This window comes from Paenibacillus sp. FSL W8-0187, assembly GCF_037969755.1.
In the GTDB taxonomy this organism is placed as follows: domain Bacteria; phylum Bacillota; class Bacilli; order Paenibacillales; family Paenibacillaceae; genus Paenibacillus_AQ.
The window spans coordinates 2,330,833-2,356,165 of sequence record NZ_CP150206.1 but is presented as its reverse complement, the minus strand read 5'-3'; the positions used below and the strand labels follow the sequence as shown (position 1 = coordinate 2,356,165).

Genomic DNA, 25,333 nt, shown 5'->3' with positions numbered 1-25,333 from the left:
TACTGCTTTGTGCAACGACACGGCATTAGATGCCGTCCAATTGAGCTTTCAGCGCTTCAGCCGTAATATGGGAATGGGATGTATGCCAGACTGGCGCTCCTTCTTTTACAAGAATAACTTGTGGCGATTCGTGCTGTATGCTTAGAGTTTCCGCAGCCTGATTCGACACCGGACGGTCGGCAATGACATCGATCCATACATAGTCAATCCGCTCGTTCGGCTGGTCCTCAAGGTAAGCTTGCACTTCCTTATAAGCTCCGGCACTAATTGGACATCTGGTACTATGTTTGAACAACAGCAAGGGCCTCTGCTCGGAAGATTCAATCGTGTTGCGTAACTCTTCTATAGTAGTCATTTTCGTCAACGTCGCCATAGGATATACATTCCCTTCATTGTATTGAAGTTCCTATCCTCTATCCTAACAAAAAGTGCGTGAAAAATCCAACAACCGCGAAAATTTTCTGAAAATTATCTTGCATAATTGCCCGAATTTTCAGGAATGAGGGATTTGATGGTGCTTAATTGCTCAAGACGTCCCTCAATTTGTCTCATCCAGTCACCGTCGCCCATGCTCTGGGCATAACGAAATAGATCCAACAGCATATTAATTCGCTCATCAAAGACTTCCATGCAGCGTGCCTGCCATTCTACCGACAAATTATCATCGTATGTACGGAACACTTCTCGAAGTACGTATGCAGACTCATTAACATCTGCGAACGAAACGCGTATTCGTCCGGTTTCATTGCTAATCGATGCGAGATAGCGAAGTAAATCCGGTTTAATAAGAGGTAGAAGCTCATACTTCATACAAGACTGACAGGCATAAACAGGAACATGACATATTCGAGTCTTTCTTTCATGAATCAGCTTCCTTAATTCCAACTTCATCCATTGTCCGCAGTTGCAGGTTTTGAACAAAATGCCCACCCCAAATCCTATCACGTAATCTAATACCAACAGCCCTATGTCACAAATCTGTCACCTGAACTAGTTCTATTCGACTATCATACCAGAGAATCCTGCTATTTTGTGATAATGCTTTATTTACCAGATATGTTTCCAAATGTTTGTTCTTTGGTCGCTCCTATGAAACCCCTGTCCATATTTGTTACAATGAATACAGTCTTAAGAGACCTATTCGATCATGTTACGGATATATCAAGAAATCTGCAGAGAAAGGGGCTAAATCGATCATGAGATTGGCTGGAAAAAAAGTGATCGCGCTTGTAGACGAAGAATTTGAGGATCTGGAACTATGGTATCCCGTTTACCGAGTCCGGGAAGAAGGGGCCGAAGTCCATCTCGCCGGATTGGAAAAAGGAAAAACTTACACAGGCAAATATGGTGTTCCCGCTCAAGCTGAGTATTCCTTTGAAGAACTGAACAGCGAGGATTATGATGGAATTCTCGTTCCGGGCGGCTGGGCGCCGGACAAGCTGCGCCGTTATGATAAAGTGCTGCAACTCGTTAAAGAGATGAATGTAGACAAAAAGCCGATCGGACAGATCTGCCACGCCGGATGGGTGCTCATCTCTGCCAAAATCCTGGACGGCATTACGGTGACTTCCACACCGGGAATCCGGGACGACATGGAAAATGCCGGTGCAATCTGGAAGGATGAAGCGGTTGTAACCGATGGCCATATTATTTCCGCCCGCCGTCCTCCGGATCTGCCCCCGTACGGCAAAGCCTTTTGCGATGCTCTTGCACAGCAAGGCTAAAGCTCCCCTGCACCACACAAAAACAGCCGCTCATTTCACCAAGAAGTGCTCCTGGTGAGATAGGCAGCTGTTTTTTATATGAATATAGCTTGTCCACTCAAAAAAGAAACATGAAAAATTGGAACGTTATCCTAGAAGCCTTTTAAGAGGCCGTGCTGTCCGTACCATTCTTTCCGTTCAGATAACTGCTGCGTTCGGCAAAGGCGCTAAGGCGCTCTTCGACAGCGTCGCTGGTACGCAATTTGAAGCAATCCGCTGCCTCCCCCTTCGCTTCTGCCGCATTGGTATTCAAGATGCGATGCTTCACGCGAAGCAAGGATTGCGGAGACATGCTTAGATCCTTAACGCCAAGCTCCAGCCATATTGGAATCGCCCGCTCGTCCCCTGCCATTTCTCCACACACGCTGACCGGTATGCCTGCCTCATGCGCAGCCTCCACCGTCGTCCGTAGCATGCGCAAAACTGCTGGATGAAACGGATGGTACATGTGTGCAATCTGCTCATTCATGCGATCCACCGCCAGCACATACTGAACCAGATCATTGGTCCCGATGCTAAAGAAATCAGTCTCCTCTGCCAACAAATCCGAAATGGTGACTGCTGCCGGTACCTCAATCATAATGCCAACCTTAATGTTCGGATCGTACGCTATGCCGCGTTGGTCCAAATCGGCCATCGCACGCCGCAGCACAGCATTAGCCTGCCTGACTTCCTCTACCGAGGATATCATCGGATACATGATTTTGACGTTACCGAAAGCGCTGGCCCTCAGAATAGCAGACAGCTGGGTCTGGAACGGCTCTGTGCGATCCAGACTGATACGAATGGCGCGATACCCCAAGAAGGGGTTTTCTTCTTCCGGCAGCCCGAAATAATCAAGCTGCTTATCGCCGCCAATGTCCAGCGTACGGATCACGACCGAAGCCTGACCTGCGTTCTCGGCAACCAGCTTATACACTTCAAACTGCTCTTCTTCCGAAGGAAAGTTGTGGCGATCCATATATAAGAATTCCGTCCGGAACAATCCAACTCCCTGCGCGCCGTTCTTGAGCGCAATCTCCATTTCTTTTATGGAGTTCATATTCGCGGCCAGATTAAAGTATGTTCCATCCTTCGTAACCGCATCAACCGTTGCCAGGAGCTGCAACTGCTCTTTCTTTTTCCGTTGTTGCTCTCGGATCCCTTCATAACGCTCCACGATCAGCGTGTCAGGCTCCAAATACAGCAAGCCTTCATCTCCATCCACAACTAAATGCTGTCCGGTCTGGATCGGATGATCCAGCTTGTTCTCAATCCCGGATACGAGCGGTATGCCAAGAGCGCGGGCCATAATCGCCGAATGAGAGGTCTTGCCACCCGTCATCGTCACAATGCCAAGAACGTGGGAAGGGTTAAGGTGCACGAGCTGAGACGGAGAGAGCTCCTTCGCAACCAAAATATAAGGCTGCGTATCAGCCGGAAGTTTGACTTCCGGAGCACCGAGAAGATGCTTGAGCAGCCGATTGCCAACATCCTTAATATCCAGCGCCCGCTCCTTCATATACTCGTCGTCCAGCAAATCGAACATGGATACGAAATGATCGATCGCCTCTTTAACCGCCACCTCGGCAGCCTTGTACTGGCGCTCGATGATCCCTTGAATTTCGTTCATGAACACGGGATCCTCCAGTATGGCCAGATGCGCATCAAAGATCTGCGACTCCTCGTGTCCCACCATTTCCTTGAATTCGTTCTTGATATATTCAATTTCATTCTTGGAGGTTCGTATGCCTTCATATAAGCGCTCGAACTCTTTGGCTAAATCGACAGCATCCATTTCGGAATCTGGAAGGTCCAGCTCCCAGTGCGGCAGTACGAAAGCCTTACCAATCGCTACGCCTGTTGCTGCGCCAATGCCTTGTATCATGATTCTCTACCCCCAGCATTACTCTCATTTAATACGACGGACATGACAGATGACTGTCCTCTCTTAACGGACTTGAATGGAGCAAAGCTCCAAGATCTTACTTTATCGGGATTCGTGATCACCATAGGTGTGGCCAGTGATGCGGCATGTGTCTTTAAATAAGCCAGATCGAACTTGACCAGCAATTGCCCCGGCTCAACGGTATCCCCTTCGCTTACCACAGCTGAAAACGGCCCTTTCAGTTGAGAGGTATCGATCCCGATATGAATCAATACCTCGAGTCCATCCGGCGTTGAAATGCCAATGGCATGCATCGTCGGATAGACATGCATCACGGTGCCGTATACCGGAGATACAAGTTCTCCTTTTTCCGGAATGAACGCCACGCCGTTACCGACAAGCTTGGCGGCAAAAATATCATCCGGCACTTCGTCAATAGGAAGCATGCGTCCCTGTACGGGCGCGCTGAACAGAACGCGCGGCAAATCCTGCTGCATCAGCTTATTTATCTCTTCGCGGATGAGCTCGGAATACGTCCCGAACACCACCTGAACGTTACCGCCGCCCAGCTTGATGATACCAGCTGAACCGAGCAATTTCAGTGCATCCGAATCAATCTGGCGGTCATTATATACGGTTAATCGAAGACGCGTCATGCAGGATTGAACCTGAACGATGTTGTCTTTTCCCCCAAGCGCCTCCAGAATAAGCGGTGCCTGATAGGGAATGTCTCCTGCCCGGCCTTCCAGCGCCGAACCTTCTTCACGCCCCGGTGTCGGGATTTCGAAGGTGCGAATGGCCCAACGGAACAGAAAATAGTAAACGATACCGTATACGGCCCCGATCGGTATGATGATCCAGGCATTCTTGGACAAGTGAAAATTGAGTACGTAATCGATAAATCCCGCCGAGTACGAGAACCCGTGATGAATATCAAATGCATAGGTAAGCACCATCGCGAACCCGGCCATCAAGGCGTGGAGCACATACAGATAAGGAGACGCAAATAAAAACGCGAATTCAATCTGCTCCGATACCCCGGTCAAAAAACAGACAAGCGCGGACCGCATAAACGTTTTTTTTACCTTCGGCTTCAAATCTTCACGCGCTTCTTGAATAATGGCGAATGCAATCGCCGGCAGAGCAAACATCATAATCGGGAATAACCCGGCCATGAAGTCGCCTGCTGTTGGATCACCCGCAAAGAATCGGGGCAGATCCCCTTGAACGACGGTTCCGTCTTCCGTCTCGTACGATCCCAACTGAAACCAATACACGTTATTCAACAAGTGATGCAGACCGAATGCCGTCAGCACCCTGTACAAAATTCCGTAAAGGAATAATCCGAACGCCCCCATATGTACGGTCAGATCATAAAAAACATCTAATCCGCGCTGTACAATGGGGGCCATCCCCAACATGACCCATGCAAATATCGTGGAGAACAGTCCCATGAATAAAAGTACAAATCGGGAGCCTCCAAAAAACTGTATCGCTTCGGGAAGCTTAATATGTTTGAACCGGTTGTAAACGTAACCGGACATTACCCCAAAAATAATACCAATCAAAGTCGAGGGCTGTACACTCCCGTCTCCCAGACGGGATATAACCTGATCATAGATGAACATGCCAGCCAGAGCGGCAAGCCCTGCGGGTCCTCCCTGATTCGAAAGTCCCCACGCGACACCAATGGCAAATAAATACGGCATGTAATAAAACACGCCGTGCCCCGCAGCCTGAGCAATCTCGCCCAAGGTTCCGAAGCCCCACGCCGACCATGGCAGACTTCCCACGCTAAGCAGGAGAGCTGCCGCTGGAAGCGCCATTGTAGGGAGCATAACTGCTCTGCCCAGCTGTTGTAATGATCCCAACCAATTCAAGGCGAGCCCTCCTTTCTATCCTTGATGGTAAGCGCTGCGCCTGTTTTTGTCAAAAAGAAATCAGGGCAAATGCCACAAAGAAAAGCAAGCCTCACAAGCAATACCTCGGCAAGACGGATCGTGTCCAGTCTGCCATGGCTGCTTTAACATAAGGCTTGCCCATACTTCCAATTCACCATTTAAATCTTAACGTCCACCCAAAGCGATGGAATCCTCCACCTTAATGCAGCGGTCCATGATGGCGATCATGTCGCTCTTCTCCGCGATGGCCGCCGCCTCTTCACTGATAATTCCCTGCTGCAGCCAGAGCACCTTGGCGCCAATCTCGGCAGCTTCCCGCGCCACATCAGCACAGTATTCACTGCGTCTAAACACATTGACGATATGGATCGGCTCCGGAATGTCCTTCAGGGATGGATAACTCTTCTCCCCGAGTATTTCTGTTGCACCAGGGTTAACCGGGATAATCCGGTACCCTCGCTTTTGCATCGCAGCAGAAACCATATGGGATGTACGATCCGGCCGATCAGACAGACCAACAACAGCAATATTGCCTGCGTTTCGCAAAATATCCGCGATTTCTTCGCGCGTAGGATTCTCAAATGCCATGATTCATGACCACCTCTCCATTCGTAATAGACGAGCTGCTTGGCTATTTCTTTATTTTACCCATTCCACGTTGGCTCCAAGCGCCTTCATGTGATCGAAATATTGCGGGTACGACTTGGCCACATGATGTGCATCCTTAATTCGGATCGGCTGATGTGCGCGAAGCCCGACCACTGTCAGGGCCATGATCACCCGATGATCATAATGGGCATTGATCTCAACGTCACCTTCGACGCCTTCAGGACGGCCGTGAACGATGATCTCTGCCTGGCGTTCCTCAACGTTGGCTCCGGCTTTCCGCAATTCGTTCAAATAATCCGTAATCCGGTCGCATTCCTTATAGCGGAGATTCTCCACATTGTAGAATCGGGAGGTCCCTTCCGCAAACACAGCTGCCGCTACCATAGCAAGCACCGCATCCGTCGCTGCATCTCCGTCAAATTCCAATGCTTTCAGGGTACGATTGCCCTGTACATGGACATTTCCGTTCTCGTGTGTGAGCGGAACCTCCATCATCCGGAGGACGTCAATAATGGCCCGCTCTCCCTGCTTGCTGTCCTCTGACAGATTGCGGATGGTTACATCCGACTGCGTAACCGCAGCCGCCGCCAGGACAGCAGCAGAGCCCGGATAATCACCTTGAACCGTATAGGTCTTCGCTTCATAGGATTGACCGCCAGGAACCCGGAAGAATGTATAATCATCCGCTGCGTGAATGGTAATGCCCGCCTGCTCCAGCACTTCCAGGGTCTGACCGATAACGACCTTGGATTTCAAATCTCCGGTAACGGTAATCTCGCTGTCTTCAGCAAGCAGTGGCGTTAAGAACAGCAGTGCGCTTAAGTACTGCGAACTCACTTCGCCAGAAACAGTGAGCTTTCCGCCCTTAGGTTGACCGCCACGAATCGTGATCGGCAGTTTGCCTTCGTTATGCTCCACTTCCACACCCAATTGACCAAGCGTCTCAATGAGATCATCGTGAGGACGTTTGCCCAGTGAATCCGGATAGGTATTGACGAAAGTAACCTCTTTAGATAATGCCGTAACGCCCATCAGGAAACGCAATACAGCACCGGCATTACCGACATTCAGCTCCTTCACATCCCGGGGCGATTTGCCAAAGCCCGTAATAACCGCCTTCTCCTCGTCCTCCTCGATCACGGCTCCGAGATCCCGGATACAGCGTCTCATGGCATCGCTATCCTCGCTATGAGCTGGGTAATAGATCGTGCTTGTTCCTTCCGCAAGTGCAGCCAGCAGCAGGTAACGGGTTGTATAGTTCTTGGAGGATAACGCTCCAATCTCTCCGTTTAGTATAGGCGTAGGCTTGACGATTACATCCATCGTATGTATCTCTCCTTGTATATATTATGTTACGATAAACCAACCTTGAAATCTCCCTTAGGATAAATTGACAGGGAAAGAACCGCTTGGTTATCATAGTTCATGTGAACTGGAAATACAGATCGTTACGATCTTAATCATTTATTATCAGAAAAGAGGTCTATATGATGAAACCGATCCCTCAAATGGAAACAACGGAGCTTAGAAGCCGGCTTCAAAACGGCGAAAATGTATACATGATTGATGTCCGGGAGGATGAGGAAGTTGCCGCCGGCATGATCAGCGGTGCCAAGCATATTCCGATGGGCGAGATCCCGAATCGCCTGGACGAAATTCCACGCGATCAAGAGGTTGTCTTCATCTGCCGCAGCGGCGGACGCAGTCAACACGTATGCGAATTTTTGAATCACCAAGGCTTGACTAATATAATCAATATGAAGGGCGGCATGCTTCAGTGGCATGACGATGAAGAATAAACCAGCTATGAAAGGTGAGGGATGATCGTTATCCCCGCCTTTTTTTGCTTATTCCAATCCGAATGCGATCCCCAGATTCACCCATAGAGACTGATTCAAAATCATCACGCCAAACCCGTTCGCTGACCATCTTAGCCGCGGTAATGCGTTAAAATGTCAGTCGCCACTTCCCCTGCAGATCGGCCAACCGTATCCACTATGACATCCGCAAACAGGTATTTGTCCTTTCGTTCATCCAGGATACGCCGAACTCTTTCTTCGACATCACCCGCAAGCAGCGGCCGATTGGCATCACCCCGTACCCGTTCGACGATGCTAGCAGCATCCGCTGTTAGAGCGACGACCCAGCCATCACGTTTCATCTGGTCACAATTCTCGGAACGAAGCACAGCCCCTCCGCCGGACGCTACAACAATGCCTTTCCGTTGCAATACCGTGCGCAGTGCGACAGATTCAGCCTCACGAAAATACGGCTCTCCATCCGCTTCAAACATCTCGGAAATCGTTCTGCCTTCCATCCTCTCAATTTCCGCATCCAGATCGATCAGGGTGTAGCCGAGCGTTTCTGCCAGAAGACGCCCTACGGTTGACTTGCCCGTGCCCATCATCCCGATCAGAATAATGTTCTTACCTATCTTATCCAATTTGACACCCCATTTGCTGCTTCACTGTAAAGGTTGCTCATATCATACCACAGCCCCAAATCTTTCGACAATGGACCTAACTCTCTAAATTACTGTTAGGTTGCTGTTACGTGAGTAACCCCAAGTAATGCTCCAATTTTATCGAGTCTATCTGGTTCCCTATTGTCATATACTAATTACAAGAATACAAGATTAGAAGAAAGGAGTGAAATCCATTATGTCTTTTCGTCCAACTGGCCTCTCTTCCGCTGCCAAGCGCATCCGCCGGATCCTCGACCCATCCTACCCGCTATGCCGCGAAGATGTGATCTGGGTGCTTCATTTTGTCCAAAAAAAAGTGGCTCTGAAGGATCCTGCACTGCTGGATCTTTCAAAGCCACGTTTGCTGCAAAATTACAACAGTTATTGCGAAGCCGCGCTTCTCTTGCTCGGAAGCGGAAACCACATCCATACGAAGAACCACGACATCCGCACCTGTCTTTTAGAAGCCATGCACGGACTCCCTGAGCTGGCGGAGGCGCACTCCCCTTCTCAAGCCCGCACGGTTGAATCTCCGGCTTCTCCTCCGACGAACGGAATTCATCCTACATCCGAGAGTGAAATTGATCCATCCAGGGGGAATGGCATTCACACTCCCGTAAAAGAGCAGGATTAATTCATCCAGGGAGGATGGTATTCATGCTGCCATAGATAGAGCAGAATTAATCCATCCAGTTATAGTGGAAGGTTCCTTCTTTGTCCACACGTTTAAACGTGTGAGCTCCAAAGTAGTCACGCTGAGCCTGCAGCAGGTTCGCTGGCAGGTTTGCGGTGCGATAGCTATCGTAGTATGCAAGCGCGCTGGAGAACCCAGGAACCGGGATGCCCAAGGATACTGCGGAAGCAACAACCTTACGCCATGCATCTTGATAGGATTCAATAATATTGGTAAAGAACGGATCCAGCAGCAGGTTCTTCAGCTCAGGATTGTTCTCATATGCATCCGTGATGTTCTGCAAGAAACGGGAACGGATAATGCAGCCGCCGCGCCAAATTTTAGCGAGGTTGCCGTATTGCAGGTTCCAGCCGTACTCATCGGATGCCACGCGAAGCTGTGCAAAGCCTTGAGCGTAGGATACGATTTTGCTTGCAAACAGCGCTTTGCGCACATTTTCAATGAACTCGGCTTTGTCGCCGTCAAATGCAGCTGCTTTAGGACCATTCAGGATTTTGCTTGCTGCCACACGCTCTTCTTTCATCGCGGACAGGAAACGGGAGAATACGGATTCGGTGATCATGGACAGCGGCACACCCAGATCCAGGGAGCTTTGGCTTGTCCATTTACCTGTTCCTTTTTGACCCGCCGTATCCAGAATCACGTCCACCATCGGCTTGCCGGTTTCTTCGTCATATTTGGAGAAAATGTCAGCCGTAATCTCGATCAGGTAACTATCGAGTTCACCTTGGTTCCACTCTGTGAAGATTCCGTGCAGATCCTTCGCATCAAGGCCAAGTACGTCCTTCAGCAATTGGTAAGCTTCGCAAATAAGCTGCATATCGCCATACTCGATACCGTTGTGAACCATTTTTACATAATGGCCAGCACCGTCTGGTCCGATATATGTACAGCAAGGCTCTTCGTTAACTTTAGCGGAAATGGCTGTCAAAATAGGCTCAACCAGCTTGTAAGCACTTTCTTGTCCGCCAGGCATGATCGATGGGCCTTTCAATGCGCCTTCTTCGCCGCCGGAAACCCCAGCACCGATAAAGTTAAAGCCTTTTTCAGCCAGTTCTTTGCTGCGACGCTGTGTATCAGGGAAATATGCGTTACCGCCATCAATGATGATATCGCCTTTGTCCAAATGTGGAATCAGCTGTTCAATCGTAGCATCGGTAGCTTGTCCGGCTTGTACCATGATCAGGATTTTACGAGGTGTCTCAAGGGAGTCCACGAATTCTTCGATCGAGAATGTCCCCTTCACTTGCTTGCCTTCGGTTTCCTTCAGCATGTCTTCCGTTTTTTGCGGAGAGCGGTTATATACAGAAACGGTGAAGCCTTTGCTTTCGATGTTCAGGGCCAGGTTTTTTCCCATTACAGCAAGGCCAATCACACCGATTTGTTGTTTTGACATCTGGTTCTCCATCCTTTGCTCCAATATATTTTTAAACAACCCATCCCTATCCGAGATGATTTGCAATAATCTTATATTAACGTTTTTCATTTGACAAGTGAACCCCTGTCACAAAATCAGAACACGCGCGAAAACACCCCTTCTGTTTCGGAGTGTTGTTCGTGCTTTAAACTTGTATCCGGATAGAAGTAGTTACCACTCCAGCCTCATCAGCTCCAAGGAAAGCTCACGGAGTCTTTGCTTGCAAGCCAAAATTTTGTCTTCGTTCCCCTCTTGCAGTGCCGCATGGAGCTTCTCAAGCTCATCGTCGGTTTCCAGTCTGGACAGCAGCAATCGCTGTTCCCCTACATCCGATTCAAACAACCGCAGCATTTCCTGCTCCGTCATCGGCGTCCCCTTCTGAAACAGCACCCGCTGCCGGTAACCGGATATTTCCACAAGCCTTATGACCTCACCGAACAAAATATTCTCGATCAATATTTGCCGGTCCTTGAAACGTTTCACGACAGCATGGCCACGGGTATTTTCGATCAATTTCTCCATCCATTCCGCGAGTTTGGGATCACGGATCATATAATCGCCTACTAGTTTAAAACCGCTTCCTGTTCGTTGAAACCGCAGCTTTACCAGCTTGCGACCTGTTCGGATTGAAATGACAAACTGCGTATCATTCTCGCTCCAATAAAGCGAATATCCTTCCTGGATCAATTCCTTGATTAGGTCCTGGATATGCCGGCGATCAAACCGGAGCTCCAGGTTGCAATACTCCACTTCCTCGCTCTTATTCACGGCACTCCCTCCTCCGGTTTACTACCGATCATTAAACGGCGGTGAAGATTTCCCCCATGGCTGCTTTTGATGTTGTCTTATCTATATCTTATACTCCATCTTATGTAACGGTAACTTGGTTTATTGACTATTTTTAGCCCACATGAACATACGGTGAAGCTTTTCTGGGTAATGCGTGATGTCCATTCGCCTTATGTTATAATAAGTTATCCAAAAACCGAGTTTAGTAACGATAACATCTACAACAGGGAGGCCATCACATCCATGACGGTTACCGGATTTACAGATCAAGATTTCGACGTATTCTCCGTTCCCGGGCTTGAAGCCCGTATGGAGGTTCTCATTGAACGGGTAAGACCCAAGCTGGAGGCGCTAGGGGCTGAGCTCGCCCCCTATGTATCCGTCTTGGCTGGGGAAGAGATGTTTGTGCATGTCGCCAAGCATGCAAGACGCACTGTCAATCCTCCCATTGACACTTGGGTCGCTTGGGCTGCCAGCAAACGCGGGTACAAAGCACTGCCTCATTTTGAGGTAGGCATGTTCGGAACCCATCTGTTTGTCATCTTCGCGATTATTTACGAAAGTCCCAATAAGACCGTGTTTGCCAGCAACCTGGAAGCCAAGCTGAAGAAAACAGCAAAGGCGCTGCCCAAAAATTTCTACTGGTCCATGGATCACATGAACCCGTCCGGCACCCCTCATCAGGATATGAGCGAGGAGGATTTCACGCGTCTGATTGAGAAGCTGAAGCAGGTGAAAAAGGCTGAAGTCATGTGCGGACTGCGCATCCCGCGCGAGGAAGCCGTCAAGCTTGAAGGGGACGAGCTGGTGCAAAAGGTGCAGGAGACGTTTGAGTCGCTGCTGCCGCTTTATAAAATGGCGTTTTAATGAGCAAGATATGTTGATGAAAAGGGCTGCTGGTGCAGCTCTTTTTTTAAGATTATAGAATTTATAAATTTTCAGCGAAGCTGAACAATTCTATAATCGCAAGAAAAACTTCCTTTAACCGCGGTCTGTCTTCTGAGAAAGTACGTCGATAGACGTTTTTCTTATGGATGATATTTTAATGAAGGAACGATGAAGATCTTGTTAATATGTCTAAAGTATGAAGCGTTGCTGGACAAAGCAAAAAAAGCCGTTCATTCTCCTTGCATTCCCCCCCTATTTTGCTATACTCAATTTTGTTTATATAAAAACAGAAATCAACAAATCATAAGAAAATAAACATAGGGAAAGGTTGTGACAACGTCCATGGACCACAGTCGTACACCGCTCTTCACCGCACTTAAAGAACATGCGGCCAAAAACCCCGTGCAATTTCACATTCCGGGACATAAGAAGGGCCTCGGCACCGATGCCGAATTTAGGGAATTTATAGGGGATAACGCCTTTTCTATAGATTTGATCAATATTGCGCCGCTGGATGATTTACATCAACCTACAGGCGTCATCGAGGAAGCCCAAAAGCTGGCCGCCGATGCATTCGGTGCCGATCACACCTACTTCAGTGTCCAAGGAACAAGTGGAGCGATCATGACTATGATCATGTCGGTATGTTCGCCTGGCGATAAAATCATTGTACCGCGCAATGTCCATAAATCCGTGCTTTCCGCCATCATTTTTACCGGGGCCAAGCCTGTATTCGTATCGCCTGCCCAGGATGCCAATGTGGGGATCGATCACGGCATCACCATCAGCTCGGTCCGGAAAGCATTAAAACGTCACCCTGACGCCAAAGCCGTATTGGTCATTAACCCGACATACTTCGGCGTAAGCGCCAATCTGAAAGAAATCGTGGATTTGGCTCATAGCTACAACGTACCCGTTCTCGTGGATGAGGCGCACGGCGTATTGATCCATTTTCATGAAGATCTTCCGATGTCGGCAATGGAAGCCGGGGCCGATATGGCTGCGACCAGCGTGCACAAACTCGGCGGCTCGATGACGCAGAGCTCCGTACTGAACGTGAATACCAAGAACGGATACATCAATCCTTATCGCGTACAGACGATCATCAGCATGCTGACCACAACCTCCACCTCCTACATCCTGCTGGCATCGCTTGATACTTCACGCCGCAGTCTGGCGCTGCATGGACGAGAAATGGCAGCAAGGACGATTGAATTGGCGCAATATGCACGTCAGGAAGTCAATAAAATCGAAGGTTTGTACAGCTTCGGTGAAGAAATATTAGGCGGAGAAGCAACATACTCCTATGATCCGACCAAATTGACGATCCATGTACGCCATCTCGGCATTACAGGATATGAAACCGAGAACTGGCTGCGGGATCACTACAATATTGAAGTTGAGCTCAGTGATATGTACAATATTCTGTGCCTCATTACACCGGGAGACAATCAGGAGGCCATCGATATTTTGCTGACAGCGCTCCGCGAGCTTTCGAATCAGTACATGCATGTGAATGAGATTAACGAGTTGGTTGTGAAAACACCAGAAATTCCGCAGTTGTCGCTTATCCCTCGCGATGCGTTTTACGGGGATACAGAGGTTGTACCTTTCAAGGAATCGGCAGGACGCATTATTGCCGAATTCATCTATGTCTACCCGCCAGGCATTCCGATTCTGCTTCCGGGCGAAGTGATTTCCCAGGAAAACATCGATTACATTATCGATCATGTCGAGGTAGGCCTTCCGGTGAAAGGTCCTGAGGACCGCAGTATCCAAAATGTTAAAGTCATCGTGGAAACGGATCCTATATTCTAAAATGGCAGCTGTAAATACAATAAACCCGGTGCAAGAGGTTCGCACCGGGTTTATTGCTTAGGAGTCTTATTCCTGGTTTGCAGCAGCGACCAGTTCGTTGTAAACCGCCTCTACTTCATTCCATTCTTCTTCGTCCTCAATATTGTAAAGAACCATTTCCTCGTTCTCTTCTTCCATACGTAGAATGACGCCGTCCGCTTCCGGATTTTCGCGTTCAAGCAAAAGCGCGTAGAGTTTCTCGCCGACATCAAATGTCTCCACAAGAACCATCTCTACTTCTTTTCCTTCTTCATCCGTCAATGTCAGCACAAACTCTTCATGTTCGTGGTCGTGGTCATGATCGTGACCGCAGCCGCAAGCATCTCCGTGTTCATGTTTGTGTTCACTCATTGAAAAAACCTCACTTCGGTTAAATTATCATACTTTCGTATCGTATCACGGATAGCTTCTCCAGGTCAATTTCTGCCAGACAGCCAAAGAACCCATTAATTGAGCGTAGTAATGACTTTTTCAGCAATTTTCACAAAATCCGAATCAGCTTTTACTTTTACATAAAAACCAACCGAATACTTACCTGTTGTTTTAAAATCGTACGTGAAGTCATAGGTTCGGAACCAAAAGTTATCCTTGCGGTCCTTTACAACCTCGGATTGAATATCTTTGATATTGCCCGAAGGATCCTCAATCGCTACTTTCACTGAGTGTATATCGTTGTTTAAGCTGTCCACCTGGCTAAAAACATTGAATTTCAGCTTACCCTTGTTCACGTTGCCGAATACAGTATCTCCTTTAAACAGAAAAATATGCACGTTCGGCTTGATGACGTGAACTTGTCCATTCGCGGGATTCCAATCCACAGCCCCGTCGAATTCCCGAACCGGCACATAGGTTTTGCCATCAATTAAATATCCACCATCCTTCAATTCATGACCGTTCAGCCAGACACGGACTCGCTCATTGACAGAATCTGCAAACAAAAGGGTGCTGCCACCCATTAAAGAGAGCACTAACATACATGCCATCACTTTTTTCCACTTCATATATTCATTTCCCTCCATTGGCTCATCTTGTTGTTATATGTGTATACTACATGTCAAAAAACAAGTTGCGGACAATTTTGCACTTTGTGGTAAAATTTTTTCCTCATGCAGTAAGGTTTGTGCCTATCGCGAATTATACTGCATTTCAGGGCCGATTCGATCATATAATCCGTGTAAATCAACGTGGAATTCGTTAAAATATACATTAGCATACTGGACTACATATCATATCATCAGGAGGTTTCATCCATTGACACTGACATTACAAATGCTTGGCACCGGCAGTGCGTTTGCCAAGAACTACTATAACAATAACGCACTGGTACATGACGGGAATTTCACACTTATGATCGACTGCGGCATCACCGCTCCAATGGCACTACATCAGCTGAATAAGACATTTAACGATATCGATGCCGTGCTTATCACACACATTCATGCCGACCATGTGGGCGGACTCGAAGAGCTTGCCTTTATGATGAAAATGAAATACAACCGCAAACTCCCGCTTTACATTGCTGAATCGCTGGTGGAACCGATATGGGAACATTCACTCAAAGGCGGATTATATCAACAGGGACATATCTCCTCCCTGCATGATGTATTTGACGTACACCCTCTGAAACCGGGAGTGAAGGCCCATATTTCATCAGGCATCTCGGTAGAGCTGATTCATACCCAGCATATTCCCGGCAAGGACAGCTATTCGCTTTATCTGAATGATCGGATATTTTACAGTGCTGACATGGTATTCGATCCGATCCTGCTCAACCAACTGGTGAATGAGCGGGATTGTGAAGTGATTCTGCATGAATGTCAGCTGCAAGGCCCCGGCGAGGTTCATACGACACTGGATGAGCTGCTCAGCCTTCCTGAAGAAATTCAGGAACGCACCTATCTCATGCATTACAGTGATGAGGTCGAAGCTTTCATTGGCAAGACCGGAATCATGGAATTTGTGGAGCAGCAGCGGGTATACGAATTGTAGTTCAATATAGATGAATAGTTTATGAGGGTTCCCGGGAACACTAATTCCGGGAGGCGATCTATATGGATAATACACAACAAGAAGTCGTAGGCGTCCGTAAAAATGGCGACGGCGACATCATCGAACTGAAGCTGGATAACGGTAGTGTCGTGGACTACAAGACTGCACAACAGATGGCCAAGAATAAAGAAATCAAAAACGTGAACGTATTCCGTGGACGTGACGGAGATGAACATCTTCGTTCCAATGCGGATGGCGATCCCAGCAACAACCTGGATAATATGCCAAGCTTTTAATTCATGCCTAAAAAGACCTCGAGTCGATACTCGAGGTCTTTCCTTTTTAGAACGATGGGATCATCAGCCACCTTATAGTTAAGAAGATGCCTACAGTTCCTTTTTCATACGAACATGGGGAATGCCAGCATCATCAAACGGCTCGTCCGAAATCGTCTCATACCCCAGCTTGCGATAAAACGCCTCCGCCTGCACCTGGGCATCCAGCACGGAATACTGCAGTTTCAATTCACGCGCCTGCGTTTCCAATGCCATCATCAGCACACGCCCTATCCCTTTGGATCGGAATGGCTTACGTACCGCAATGCGCTGCATTTTGGCGGAGTCCTTATTGTAATAGGTGATACGTCCAGTTGCCGCGTACTGTCCCTCCGACTTGATCAGGACATGATGTGCATCGGAGTCCAGACGATCGTAATCATCAATCTCCAGGTCAATCGGAACCTTCTGTTCAAGCACGAAAACATCCTTCCGGATATCCAGCGCTTGCTGCAACTGCTCTTCGGTTGATACATTTATGATTTCTGCTGCCAATTTCAACACCTCTTTATGTAGAATCAATTCCTTGTAATATCGCAGATCGAAATATTATACAAAATAATCATTTTCCTGTATAGTATAAGCTAACGTTTTTTTGAAAGGAGCATTGCCTTTATGGGCATGGGAACCACGATATTTTGGGCTGTTATCATCTCAGCCATCATCATCTACCCTATCTTTTGGGCGATTAAAAAAGGTTATTCCCGCAAATGGGATGAGGAATAGCATCGGCCGTTTTACAGCAAATCGCCAGCTTGCCTGCCGGCGGTTTGCTCTGCTCGCTGTTCGAGCAAAAGGTAAGGATATTGGTATGACCGATTTGTTATAGACGTTGCTGCACCCATTACGGATGGAGATCGCGTAAGGTATCCACCGAATCCATCGGGGATACCGGCTCCAGTGCTCCGCTTCCCTGCTTAGAATATACGTCCTGATCTATCGAACGTCCGTAAACTTCAAGCATTACAGGCGCCGCAGGCCCATGTAGCGGCTCCAGCTGCACCGACGTTCTCTCCGGGATACTGCAACCGCTCCCTAGTACAGATACCCCCAGCAACGAGAGCACCAGACTGGCTCGATTAAAATGATGGAATTTCCCACCTGCCATGCCATTCACACTCCTCCATTGGCATAATCATGCTGTATTTAGTCTGAACCGGAATGTGATTTTTTATAACGAGAAAACCATTGACAGCCACACTGTCTGCTGGTAATATATGAATTACCTTTTTAAATATTTCATGATCTGTTAGCTCAGCTGGGAGAGCACTATCTTGACAGGGTAGGGGTCAGTGGTTCGAGCCCACTACAGATCATTACCGAAAACCCTTGATGCCATTGGCTTCAGGGGTTTTTCATTTTCTAAACCTATTGTCTATTTGGGTTGACCGAGATTCTCAGCCATATTCGTTCCGTCAGGAAGCATGCGTTCCCCTTCCTTTCCCGGGTCTCCAGGACAGAATATTATGTTCATTAAACACCCGAGGTTTTCCAGTCTCCAGACACGTTGCCCGTATCCGATGATCCCGAATACTGTGTATCTGTATTTTCCGTTGGGTGATATTCCCTTTCCTGTCTTCATATATGATTTCAATGGTTTGCTCCATGTAATTCTTAAACATCATGCCACCACCTCTAACCAGAACGTTTGTTTGTATTATATGCGAACATTCGTTCTTTTAGCAATGTCAATTTTACCCTGACTGCACTTGATTAAAGGAGGACGCAGCAATTTATAAATCCTGGTCATGATGACTACAGTTTAATTTGCATGATCATGCTTTGTTGATGTTGATAGTAAAAGAAAAATCCGGCACCTAGTAGGTACCGGAATTCAATAAACAGAATAATAATGGATTCATATTTAGAAAGGTTATTTCAAGAGCTCTTCGGGTGTATCACCACTATACACAAAAACAGGACTTGCAGTATTAACAAAGAATACAGCCACCACCGTAAGAGCAGATGCGATAAATGAAAATAAGCCATGCTTAGATTTGTTGATTACCGACACTTGACTCACCTCCCTTCAAATGAATTAGGCTCAGTGCCTGGATAAAGAATACTATGGATAATGTTGGTGATTGAATGAGAAAGTTCACCCCAACAATAATACAGCTAATTAGACGAAGTTTAGGATAATGTTTTCTTGGTATTCTTGATTGCTTGGCAATCTTACTAGGGGCAAATAAAACGACTAACAAAAAACTTAGGATGTTCAAAATTTGTGTAGGCAGTTCGCCTAAATCAACAAAAGACACTGCAGTAAACAAAGCAGTAGTAATAACAATACAACCAGCGCCAGTCTTAACGTGGATTCCTCCAGAGAACTGTCTTAGCAGTGCAAAACCGATCAAACCTGTAATAGCCTGCTTCATATGTCCGGTATAAATGGATAATAATAAAGTAAATGTAACAATAAATAGTATATTTAATAGAATTGCGATCGCATGCTTTAAAACTCCAACAGATGAAGGGTGTTCAGGCACTTGTCGTTTAATGCCTTCCGATATCCAAAGGGCGGCTCTTTCAATCATGAATTGTCACTCCTTTGATTGGATCGCATAAAATAAGAAAATACCAAAAGTTATACCAAAAAAGAGAAGAAGAAGCCATAACCGATTAAGATAAAATAATATCGCCAATAAGATCAAAACGACTACGATGAGGGAGATTAGTAAGATGTGCTCAAATTTAATACGCAACTTTTCGAGATCATATGTAAAACCTATTGCAAACTTATACATAATCCAAGAAATGAGTAAACCCGTCACTGACGATAATAGCTGAAGTACATAGCCATCTACTTCATTGTTGTGTGTAGCTTCGATTGAGCCATACAATGATAGCATGTAAAAGGCCTGAATTAGAGCATAAAACATATACCCCAGAATGGTACATATCGCCGACCAGATAACTGGGATCTTAATAATGGCAGAAAACAAGAAAACGAAGATCAGCACGGTAATGAGAGGGGCGAGAAAATCCAATTGAAGCTCGTTGCGCATAACGAAACTTTGCAAATTGGCAAGGATCATGACAATCAACGCCTGCCATATGTACTCTGTTGTCTTAAATCTAAGCAATGTCATGATTAGTGAATAAATCGCCAGTGTTTCAAATGTTGAAAACACCATAAACCAAATAACTTCCATTCAAAGATTTCCTCCCTACACCATAAGAAATGGTTAAATGTGTGCTACGCCACTTCCCGATGTAACCTGATTACACTGATGGTTATAACGTCCATAAATAAACGATATACCGACAGACCCTCAGTTTCTATCGAGTCGTCCTAATGATGCATGTTCTTGAGGTCAATTCCGATGGCGCCTGCCACTTCTTATATGTCTGGAAACTGTGATGGAAAATGCAAAAACAATAAACGTCGTTTTTAACCAAACGAAAACCAAGCATTAGTTATCAAGAATCCACGACCTTGTGAATATGACTAAGCCAGAATAAACTCAGATCCTACTATTTAACATCCTGACATCATCTAAGTTGATTATATAAGGCCCGGAAGGCATAACAACAGGTAATTAAATACATTAGTGGGGGAATCCATCATGGATTTATGAAATGAAGAGTGAAATAGAGAGTTAATTTGCTATATCTTCATTATATACGAACTTACGTTCTAGCTCAACCGCTTTTAAACGCAAGTATACAATGATCTGACAAAACAAAAGAAGAGGCATCCATTCGGATGCCTTCCCCAATTTACTTATACAGCTTGGCCCATGCCAAGCCATTCGCAACGAGCAGCGCGAGGATATAGGCCAACATACCATAAGGAATCGTGCTGCTTGCATAATGTAAACCACAGAGTCCACCAATAACAAAGAAGAATAACAATACCCACCAGCCGTCTTTCTGCTGCGCCATATTAAACGCTTGAGAGAACGGTGGATTGCGCAGAATTGCCTTGGCTGACAAGGGAATCAACACCAATCCGGTAAGGAGTATGATGAGAATATCCGGCATGATCCGAGTACCGAACACGATCAGAAACACGATCGCGTTCACAATGAACAGCGGCACGAACATTTTGATGGCAAAAGCCTTTAAAGCCCCTTTGTACAAAGGATTCATGCCTTGCATCGGGGCTGCGCCAAATAACCAGAAGGCCTTGGGCTTGCCGGAGAATTTCAGCATCATAACGACGGTGATAATCATGATGAGCATACTATGCAGTACATAGTACGACGATCCCTGGCTGATTTCCGCCAATGAGGAGTTACGGATCGTAGAGACAAAGAATAAATAAGGCAATAACACGGACAACCCAAGTGTAGGATACACCTTAAGTTTAAACTCTCTCTCGTTCTTCAGCATGCTGGCTGATAGTCGGAAACAAGCTTGCTCCGTGCGCGACCCGCATACCATTTTGGCCAAGAATCTGTCCAATCGCCCGCGCTCCCGCCCTTTTCCCGCTTCGCTGTGAGCCAGCTTCTCCAGATGCTGCTCGAACGAAGGAATATAACGGACATAGACGATCATAAACACAATCGGGACGAATACAGCCAGCAACGAGAGAACAGCCAGCCACCTGCTCCCCTCGCCAAACAACCACTCATACGGAGCCGCAAACCACACCGGCGGAAGCAGAATCTGCCACCAGGCTGGCTTAAATACCAGATGAAAATCAATCAGATCGAAGGAACGGATCACAAACTGATAGCCGATGGCCAGCGTGGCGGAAAGTCCAATCTGTACATAATTGATCAGATCCTTCAGTTTCTCTCCATCCCAATACTTGAGCAGCAACAGATAAACCAAGGAGGTGCTCACCAGAATGAGCATATTCATCAGTATTAACTCCAGGATATAGATCAGAAAGAACAGCACGCCATGCTTGATCAATCCCACGACCAGTGAGCCTGCTGAGAGCGCTCCGGTTAGCAGCAGCAAATAAATTCCTGCATGAATCGATCGCGCCAATCCGACCGTTCGACCGTCGATCGGCTTCGTCATCAAAATGCTGCGGTCGCGCACATCCAGCAGCACGGATGAGAAATCTGAAATCATGGAGCTCATAATCAGGAACATTAGGATCGCAGACAGGATGCTCATCGGCATTAAATATTCCGGATCGCTCCAGAACACAAACGGCGTCAGGACAAGCCCGATTAAGCCATACAGCCAGAGGGAGCTGACAAACAGGTTCTTGTCCTGCTCTTCTTTCTTCCGGTTGCTAGAAGATAATATGACGGGTGCGCGCCTCGAATCCATCAACAATTTGACATGGAGTATCCGGCGCAGCGTTTTATAGTCGACACCCAATCTCGAGATGATTCCCTGAAATCGATCCAGTATCTTCAGCATCCGAAACGATGAATCCGATCCCGCCATATCAGCTTCCCTCCCGAACGATCGATACGAACCGTTCTGCAATACGGGCATGGTCATGGAACCCCGTCAGCTGATTAAACACTTCTTCCAGGGACCCCTCATGGGAATGCTGCTGCAATTCTTTGAACGTTCCGTCCGCCACTACCCGGCTGTCAGCGAGCAGAATGATCCGGCTGCTGATTTTCTCAACGACGTCCATGATATGTGAGGAATAAAAAATCGTCTTGCCCTGGGCAGACAGCTGGGCCAGTACTTCCTTGACTACCATCACGCTGTTCGCATCCAGCCCGCTTAAGGGCTCATCCAGGAACAATAGATCAGGATCATGCAGCAGGCTCGAGATCAGCAGCACCTTTTGCCGCATTCCTTTTGAAAACGTAGCGATCCGTGAGTGATAAGCCTTTTCCATGTCAAAGCAATCCATTAATTGCTTCGCCTTATAATCCGCTGCATCATATGTAAGTCCGTACAACTCGCCTATAAAAGTCAAATACTCGGCTGCCGTTAACTGATCGTACAATTCCGCCACCTCAGGCACATATCCGATTCTCCGTTTGTAATCGATATTCCCATCGGAAATATCCTGACCGAATATGCGCACTGTCCCCGTGTACCCCTCAACCAGCCCAAGCATAATCTTGACCGTCGTGCTCTTCCCCGCGCCGTTCGGACCGATATATCCAATCATCTCGCCGCGGCGTACTTCCAAGTCGATACCGTTCAGCACATAACGATTATCATATTTCATGCGCAGGTCTTGAATCAATAACACTTCATTTTCAGACATGATATTATTCTCCCATTCCCTCATTGTCTTCACATACCTACCTTATTATGGAAGGGAGGGAAAATCAACCTTTTGACGCATATACTCGCTCTGCAATATCCCCATGTGTACAATGTCATGCCAGACGCCATTCCGGTACAAGCTCTGTCTGGAGCTGCCTTCCTGGACAAATCCGATTTTTTCATACAGTTTGATCGCGTTATGGTTGAAGGAAAATACCTGCAAGCTTACCCGGTGCAGATTCAGCTCCAAAAAAGCATAATCAAGCAAAAGCGTCATCGCTTCAAAGCCGTAACCCTTGCCCCAATAGGTCTTTTCGCCAATGTCGATGATACATTCCGCGTTCCGGTTCTTGGTATCGATATGAATCAATGACATGATGCCAATCGGTCTGCCGGTTTCCTTCAACTGGATCAGATAGCTCTTCGAGGAGGAAGAACCCAGGATCACCTGCTGAACGAAGTCCTTTGTCTCCTCCAGTTGATAAGTATCCAGGTTGGGACTGGTGGATTGCATCACTTCTAGGTCATTGCGCCAGGAATGGTACAGCTCCGCGTCGTTTATCGTCATTTTTCGACAAGCAAGTCTAGCAGATTCAAATAGCATTCAAAAAACACCCTTTCCATCATCATGGTTCTAGTGTTATCGGATTTAACATTGCATTGAGAGAATGTATGAAGGTTTCCAACTGCTCCGGCACGCAAGTCACCGTCGGTCCGAGTTGGAAGGTATCCAGCATCAGTCCGTTCAGAAACGAAATCATATAACGTGCTATGGCTTCCGGTTCCAATCGCGGCCGAAACTCCCCTTGCTGTTGGCCCTTTCGAATGACCCGGCCCATGGCCTCAACGGTCAGCTGATAACGTTCAGTTATATAGGGATACTCCTTCTTGGCATGAACATAAGAGGAAGACAGGAAAAATTCCGCCCTGGCCAATACAAGTGAATGCTGGATTAGCGAAATATCACCCTGCTGTTTCTGAACCCAGTCCATCAACTGATTCCATATCGGATATTGCGGATCCGGTTCAAAAAAACCGAGCGTCTCTTGGTCGTCAAAACGCAGAACCTCTATAAATACATGCTCCACATTATCAAAATACGCATACACGGCTCCGCGGGACATGCCCGCTTCATCCATAATGTCCTGCATCACGGTGCGGGTATAGCCCTTTCTGATAAAGACGCGCCTGGCTGCCGTCAAAATTTCAAACTTCTTCTCCCGTTTATATTCCTCACTAACCCGTGGACACATAAGTCATCCCTCTCCCGCCTTTAACATCAATATCGATTCCATGAACTTCACCTCAATATAAACGACATAAGTGTCTTTTTTAACTCATTTCATCATAAACGACATTAGTGTCGTTTTCAAGTGGTTGCTATAATGAACGCGAAAACCCTCTTGAAGAAATCCCTTCAGGAGGTCATTTGCGTACAGCCAAGCCACGATCCGATATTCGATAGAATGTCCCCTCCGCGCCCTTATATCTCTCTTTGAAAACAACTTGTTCTATTTTTCGGCTTATGCACATTTCCGTCAACATTCGCGAATAGCTGCATATATATGGGGGAGAACGAAAAGAGGTGATCGGACATCATTAAGGGCATCAGCCGCATACTGATCTTCACCTTACTGCTGGTTTTCTTTTTCCCCGCCGTATCCCAAGGCGCTTCCGGACAGAAGCTGGACAGTAAGTACACCAAATACGCACAGTTTATTGTCATTGATAAATCCACCAACAAACTGACGTATTATGAAAAAGGTAAGGTCATAAAAACATTTCCCGTCGCTACAGGCAAAAAACCCTCCTATACACCGGAAGGCCTGTTCAGAATTCACGAAAAAGTGAAGAACAGACCTTACTACAAGGAAGGCATCAAGGGAGGAGACCCGCGCAATCCGCTTGGGGATCGCTGGCTCGGCATTAATGTGAAAGTGAACGGTAGAGTTAGCTACGCGTACGCCATACATGGAAACAACAACGCCAACTCGATCGGCAAGTACGTGTCGGCAGGTTGTATACGGATGCATAATAAAGACGTACGCTGGCTTTACGACAAGGTGAAAATGAGTACCCCCGTCCTCATCCAAAAATAAGAACGCAAAAAGCCAAACACATTTCATGTGTCTGGCTTTTTTAAATTGGACGCATAGGAACCATACTCCGCTCCATTCCTCAAGTTCATTCCAATTTTTTGAATACCAGGTATGTAACCATCTTGTATAGGATAACTTATCATTATATTTGTTATCAACCATCTAAGGGGGGATTCACATGGACATCCATTCGGAGGAATATAAAATTGCCTCACTCAATGGGAATGAAGGTACCTTGAAAGCGATTGAAGACGCCGAGACCAAGATTGCCGAGCTTACAGGCAAAGATATCACCCTGATTGCTTACGAGAAAGACCAAAACCAAGGGAAAAATCAATAATTAAGCCGAGTACAATAAAGAGCTGCCCTCCAGCCGTCCGCAAAGACCTAGGGAGAGCAGCCTTTTCATTATATATATTTCAGAGCGTTCAGGAATTGCCTGTCATTAGGCAAGAGGAGTAAAGCCCGATCCCTGTAATTTCGGAATCGGGCTTTGCTGGACCGGGATGTACAACAA

Annotated in this window: 30 protein-coding genes and 1 tRNA gene; 10 read left to right on the top strand and 21 right to left on the bottom strand. The window is 47.0% G+C overall.

What is annotated here, in order from left to right; translation table 11 throughout:
* Positions 1–25: 25 nt before the first annotated feature.
* Positions 26–373: a bacillithiol system redox-active protein YtxJ gene (gene ytxJ, locus MKY48_RS10420; RefSeq protein ID WP_339271992.1), complete on the bottom strand. Its 348-nt coding sequence runs from the start codon at positions 371–373 to the stop codon at positions 26–28.
* A gap of 95 nt (positions 374–468) precedes the next feature.
* Entirely contained in the window at positions 469–930 is a 462-nt protein-coding gene (locus tag MKY48_RS10415) for a hypothetical protein (protein ID WP_339293492.1), read from the bottom strand.
* 266 nt (positions 931–1,196) lie between these two features.
* Here MKY48_RS10415 and MKY48_RS10410 point away from each other — a divergent pair, with 266 nt between their 5' ends.
* On the top strand, positions 1,197–1,724 hold the full coding sequence (locus MKY48_RS10410; protein ID WP_339292874.1) for a type 1 glutamine amidotransferase domain-containing protein: 528 nt from the start codon (positions 1,197–1,199) through the stop codon (positions 1,722–1,724).
* Positions 1,725–1,866: 142 nt separating this feature from the next.
* On the opposite strand, the gene ptsP is transcribed toward MKY48_RS10410, so the two are convergent.
* From ptsP to aroA, 4 genes are all read right to left on the bottom strand, one after another.
* A complete protein-coding gene (gene ptsP / locus MKY48_RS10405; protein ID WP_076320701.1) occupies positions 1,867–3,630 on the bottom strand; it encodes a phosphoenolpyruvate--protein phosphotransferase in 1,764 nt (587 codons plus the stop codon).
* The gene (locus MKY48_RS10400; RefSeq protein ID WP_076320700.1) at positions 3,627–5,510 is read right to left on the bottom strand and encodes a glucose PTS transporter subunit IIA; all 1,884 of its coding nucleotides are present in this window, start codon (positions 5,508–5,510) and stop codon (positions 3,627–3,629) included. The genes ptsP and MKY48_RS10400 overlap by 4 nt, the downstream gene beginning before the upstream one ends.
* Before the next feature lie 186 nt (positions 5,511–5,696).
* Entirely contained in the window at positions 5,697–6,119 is a 423-nt protein-coding gene (locus MKY48_RS10395) for a CoA-binding protein (RefSeq protein WP_339271988.1), read from the bottom strand.
* 51 nt (positions 6,120–6,170) lie between these two features.
* Positions 6,171–7,463: a 3-phosphoshikimate 1-carboxyvinyltransferase gene (aroA, locus tag MKY48_RS10390; protein WP_339292873.1), complete on the bottom strand. Its 1,293-nt coding sequence runs from the start codon at positions 7,461–7,463 to the stop codon at positions 6,171–6,173.
* A 167-nt stretch (positions 7,464–7,630) separates the two neighbouring features.
* Between aroA and MKY48_RS10385 the strand changes: the two genes are divergently transcribed.
* Positions 7,631–7,939 (top strand): rhodanese-like domain-containing protein, encoded by a 309-nt coding sequence (locus tag MKY48_RS10385; protein WP_179090581.1) that lies wholly within the window; start codon positions 7,631–7,633, stop codon positions 7,937–7,939.
* A gap of 131 nt (positions 7,940–8,070) precedes the next feature.
* On the opposite strand, the gene MKY48_RS10380 is transcribed toward MKY48_RS10385, so the two are convergent.
* Entirely contained in the window at positions 8,071–8,547 is a 477-nt protein-coding gene (locus MKY48_RS10380; protein WP_339293491.1) for a shikimate kinase, read from the bottom strand.
* A 253-nt stretch (positions 8,548–8,800) separates the two neighbouring features.
* Here MKY48_RS10380 and MKY48_RS10375 point away from each other — a divergent pair, with 253 nt between their 5' ends.
* The gene (locus tag MKY48_RS10375) at positions 8,801–9,238 is read left to right on the top strand and encodes a hypothetical protein (protein WP_339292872.1); all 438 of its coding nucleotides are present in this window, start codon (positions 8,801–8,803) and stop codon (positions 9,236–9,238) included.
* A 46-nt stretch (positions 9,239–9,284) separates the two neighbouring features.
* Here the strand turns inward: MKY48_RS10375 and gndA are convergent, their stop codons facing one another.
* Together gndA and MKY48_RS10365 are read right to left on the bottom strand one after the other, a co-directional pair.
* Entirely contained in the window at positions 9,285–10,694 is a 1,410-nt protein-coding gene (gene gndA, locus MKY48_RS10370; protein WP_202618894.1) for an NADP-dependent phosphogluconate dehydrogenase, read from the bottom strand.
* 192 nt (positions 10,695–10,886) lie between these two features.
* Positions 10,887–11,483, bottom strand: coding sequence for a hypothetical protein (locus MKY48_RS10365; RefSeq protein ID WP_076320696.1), 597 nt, complete (start codon positions 11,481–11,483; stop codon positions 10,887–10,889).
* Between the two features lie 264 nt (positions 11,484–11,747).
* Here MKY48_RS10365 and MKY48_RS10360 point away from each other — a divergent pair, with 264 nt between their 5' ends.
* Complete coding sequence (locus MKY48_RS10360) at positions 11,748–12,371, top strand: DUF1054 domain-containing protein (protein ID WP_076320695.1); 624 nt, start codon at positions 11,748–11,750, stop codon at positions 12,369–12,371.
* Between the two features lie 363 nt (positions 12,372–12,734).
* Positions 12,735–14,210, top strand: a complete 1,476-nt coding sequence (locus MKY48_RS10355) for an aminotransferase class I/II-fold pyridoxal phosphate-dependent enzyme (RefSeq protein ID WP_076320694.1) — start codon at positions 12,735–12,737, stop codon at positions 14,208–14,210.
* Between the two features lie 66 nt (positions 14,211–14,276).
* On the opposite strand, the gene MKY48_RS10350 is transcribed toward MKY48_RS10355, so the two are convergent.
* Positions 14,277–14,600: a DUF1292 domain-containing protein gene (locus MKY48_RS10350; protein WP_071223049.1), complete on the bottom strand. Its 324-nt coding sequence runs from the start codon at positions 14,598–14,600 to the stop codon at positions 14,277–14,279.
* Between the two features lie 95 nt (positions 14,601–14,695).
* Positions 14,696–15,250, bottom strand: coding sequence for a copper amine oxidase (locus tag MKY48_RS10345; protein WP_339292871.1), 555 nt, complete (start codon positions 15,248–15,250; stop codon positions 14,696–14,698).
* Positions 15,251–15,500: 250 nt separating this feature from the next.
* Here MKY48_RS10345 and MKY48_RS10340 point away from each other — a divergent pair, with 250 nt between their 5' ends.
* Positions 15,501–16,238 carry an MBL fold metallo-hydrolase gene (locus tag MKY48_RS10340; RefSeq protein ID WP_339271986.1) on the top strand — a complete coding sequence of 246 codons (738 nt, stop codon included), beginning with the start codon at positions 15,501–15,503 and terminating at the stop codon, positions 16,236–16,238.
* 62 nt (positions 16,239–16,300) lie between these two features.
* Complete coding sequence (locus tag MKY48_RS10335) at positions 16,301–16,534, top strand: DUF3892 domain-containing protein (protein WP_076320691.1); 234 nt, start codon at positions 16,301–16,303, stop codon at positions 16,532–16,534.
* A gap of 90 nt (positions 16,535–16,624) precedes the next feature.
* On the opposite strand, the gene MKY48_RS10330 is transcribed toward MKY48_RS10335, so the two are convergent.
* The gene (locus MKY48_RS10330; RefSeq protein WP_076320690.1) at positions 16,625–17,068 is read right to left on the bottom strand and encodes a GNAT family N-acetyltransferase; all 444 of its coding nucleotides are present in this window, start codon (positions 17,066–17,068) and stop codon (positions 16,625–16,627) included.
* Between the two features lie 349 nt (positions 17,069–17,417).
* The gene (locus tag MKY48_RS10325) at positions 17,418–17,681 is read right to left on the bottom strand and encodes a hypothetical protein (protein WP_339292870.1); all 264 of its coding nucleotides are present in this window, start codon (positions 17,679–17,681) and stop codon (positions 17,418–17,420) included.
* Between the two features lie 135 nt (positions 17,682–17,816).
* Here MKY48_RS10325 and MKY48_RS10320 point away from each other — a divergent pair.
* Positions 17,817–17,889 (top strand) — tRNA-Val (locus MKY48_RS10320).
* A 99-nt stretch (positions 17,890–17,988) separates the two neighbouring features.
* Here MKY48_RS10320 and MKY48_RS10315 read toward each other — a convergent pair.
* The 8 genes from MKY48_RS10315 to MKY48_RS10280 all read right to left on the bottom strand — a co-directional run bounded on the left by MKY48_RS10315 (position 17,989) and on the right by MKY48_RS10280 (position 23,970).
* Complete coding sequence (locus MKY48_RS10315) at positions 17,989–18,195, bottom strand: hypothetical protein (protein ID WP_339292869.1); 207 nt, start codon at positions 18,193–18,195, stop codon at positions 17,989–17,991.
* Positions 18,196–18,446: 251 nt separating this feature from the next.
* Complete coding sequence (locus tag MKY48_RS10310; RefSeq protein ID WP_339293490.1) at positions 18,447–18,524, bottom strand: cyclic lactone autoinducer peptide; 78 nt, start codon at positions 18,522–18,524, stop codon at positions 18,447–18,449.
* Between the two features lie 40 nt (positions 18,525–18,564).
* A complete protein-coding gene (locus MKY48_RS10305) occupies positions 18,565–19,110 on the bottom strand; it encodes an accessory gene regulator B family protein (RefSeq protein ID WP_339292868.1) in 546 nt (181 codons plus the stop codon).
* A gap of 6 nt (positions 19,111–19,116) precedes the next feature.
* Positions 19,117–19,728 carry a hypothetical protein gene (locus tag MKY48_RS10300; RefSeq protein ID WP_339271981.1) on the bottom strand — a complete coding sequence of 204 codons (612 nt, stop codon included), beginning with the start codon at positions 19,726–19,728 and terminating at the stop codon, positions 19,117–19,119.
* Positions 19,729–20,296: 568 nt separating this feature from the next.
* On the bottom strand, positions 20,297–21,928 hold the full coding sequence (locus MKY48_RS10295; RefSeq protein ID WP_339271980.1) for a hypothetical protein: 1,632 nt from the start codon (positions 21,926–21,928) through the stop codon (positions 20,297–20,299).
* Position 21,929: 1 nt separating this feature from the next.
* Positions 21,930–22,715, bottom strand: a complete 786-nt coding sequence (locus tag MKY48_RS10290) for an ABC transporter ATP-binding protein (RefSeq protein WP_076320685.1) — start codon at positions 22,713–22,715, stop codon at positions 21,930–21,932.
* Between the two features lie 45 nt (positions 22,716–22,760).
* The gene (locus MKY48_RS10285) at positions 22,761–23,321 is read right to left on the bottom strand and encodes a GNAT family protein (RefSeq protein ID WP_076320684.1); all 561 of its coding nucleotides are present in this window, start codon (positions 23,319–23,321) and stop codon (positions 22,761–22,763) included.
* 22 nt (positions 23,322–23,343) lie between these two features.
* A complete protein-coding gene (locus MKY48_RS10280; protein ID WP_339271979.1) occupies positions 23,344–23,970 on the bottom strand; it encodes a TetR family transcriptional regulator in 627 nt (208 codons plus the stop codon).
* A 342-nt stretch (positions 23,971–24,312) separates the two neighbouring features.
* On the opposite strand from MKY48_RS10280, the gene MKY48_RS10275 reads away from it, so the two are divergent.
* A complete protein-coding gene (locus tag MKY48_RS10275) occupies positions 24,313–24,816 on the top strand; it encodes a L,D-transpeptidase (RefSeq protein WP_306023904.1) in 504 nt (167 codons plus the stop codon).
* Between the two features lie 178 nt (positions 24,817–24,994).
* Positions 24,995–25,156 (top strand): hypothetical protein, encoded by a 162-nt coding sequence (locus tag MKY48_RS10270; RefSeq protein WP_179090567.1) that lies wholly within the window; start codon positions 24,995–24,997, stop codon positions 25,154–25,156.
* Positions 25,157–25,333 lie beyond the last annotated feature (177 nt).

What these genes read in the sequence shown, in the direction of transcription:
- ytxJ (WP_339271992.1), bottom strand. Translation starts at nt 373, where the DNA reads ATGGCGACGTTGACGAAAATGACTACTATAGAAGAGTTACGCAACACG.
- MKY48_RS10410 (WP_339292874.1), top strand. Translation starts at nt 1,197, where the DNA reads ATGAGATTGGCTGGAAAAAAAGTGATCGCGCTTGTAGACGAAGAATTT.
- ptsP (WP_076320701.1), bottom strand. Translation starts at nt 3,630, where the DNA reads ATGATACAAGGCATTGGCGCAGCAACAGGCGTAGCGATTGGTAAGGCT.
- MKY48_RS10395 (WP_339271988.1), bottom strand. Translation starts at nt 6,119, where the DNA reads ATGGCATTTGAGAATCCTACGCGCGAAGAAATCGCGGATATTTTGCGA.
- aroA (WP_339292873.1), bottom strand. Translation starts at nt 7,463, where the DNA reads ATGGATGTAATCGTCAAGCCTACGCCTATACTAAACGGAGAGATTGGA.
- MKY48_RS10385 (WP_179090581.1), top strand. Translation starts at nt 7,631, where the DNA reads ATGAAACCGATCCCTCAAATGGAAACAACGGAGCTTAGAAGCCGGCTT.
- MKY48_RS10380 (WP_339293491.1), bottom strand. Translation starts at nt 8,547, where the DNA reads ATGATGGGCACGGGCAAGTCAACCGTAGGGCGTCTTCTGGCAGAAACG.
- MKY48_RS10375 (WP_339292872.1), top strand. Translation starts at nt 8,801, where the DNA reads ATGTCTTTTCGTCCAACTGGCCTCTCTTCCGCTGCCAAGCGCATCCGC.
- gndA (WP_202618894.1), bottom strand. Translation starts at nt 10,694, where the DNA reads ATGTCAAAACAACAAATCGGTGTGATTGGCCTTGCTGTAATGGGAAAA.
- MKY48_RS10360 (WP_076320695.1), top strand. Translation starts at nt 11,748, where the DNA reads ATGACGGTTACCGGATTTACAGATCAAGATTTCGACGTATTCTCCGTT.
- MKY48_RS10355 (WP_076320694.1), top strand. Translation starts at nt 12,735, where the DNA reads ATGGACCACAGTCGTACACCGCTCTTCACCGCACTTAAAGAACATGCG.
- MKY48_RS10350 (WP_071223049.1), bottom strand. Translation starts at nt 14,600, where the DNA reads ATGAGTGAACACAAACATGAACACGGAGATGCTTGCGGCTGCGGTCAC.
- MKY48_RS10345 (WP_339292871.1), bottom strand. Translation starts at nt 15,250, where the DNA reads ATGAAGTGGAAAAAAGTGATGGCATGTATGTTAGTGCTCTCTTTAATG.
- MKY48_RS10335 (WP_076320691.1), top strand. Translation starts at nt 16,301, where the DNA reads ATGGATAATACACAACAAGAAGTCGTAGGCGTCCGTAAAAATGGCGAC.
- MKY48_RS10325 (WP_339292870.1), bottom strand. Translation starts at nt 17,681, where the DNA reads ATGGCAGGTGGGAAATTCCATCATTTTAATCGAGCCAGTCTGGTGCTC.
- MKY48_RS10315 (WP_339292869.1), bottom strand. Translation starts at nt 18,195, where the DNA reads ATGTTTAAGAATTACATGGAGCAAACCATTGAAATCATATATGAAGAC.
- MKY48_RS10305 (WP_339292868.1), bottom strand. Translation starts at nt 19,110, where the DNA reads ATGATTGAAAGAGCCGCCCTTTGGATATCGGAAGGCATTAAACGACAA.
- MKY48_RS10300 (WP_339271981.1), bottom strand. Translation starts at nt 19,728, where the DNA reads ATGGAAGTTATTTGGTTTATGGTGTTTTCAACATTTGAAACACTGGCG.
- MKY48_RS10295 (WP_339271980.1), bottom strand. Translation starts at nt 21,928, where the DNA reads ATGGCGGGATCGGATTCATCGTTTCGGATGCTGAAGATACTGGATCGA.
- MKY48_RS10290 (WP_076320685.1), bottom strand. Translation starts at nt 22,715, where the DNA reads ATGTCTGAAAATGAAGTGTTATTGATTCAAGACCTGCGCATGAAATAT.
- MKY48_RS10285 (WP_076320684.1), bottom strand. Translation starts at nt 23,321, where the DNA reads ATGCTATTTGAATCTGCTAGACTTGCTTGTCGAAAAATGACGATAAAC.
- MKY48_RS10280 (WP_339271979.1), bottom strand. Translation starts at nt 23,970, where the DNA reads ATGTGTCCACGGGTTAGTGAGGAATATAAACGGGAGAAGAAGTTTGAA.
- MKY48_RS10270 (WP_179090567.1), top strand. Translation starts at nt 24,995, where the DNA reads ATGGACATCCATTCGGAGGAATATAAAATTGCCTCACTCAATGGGAAT.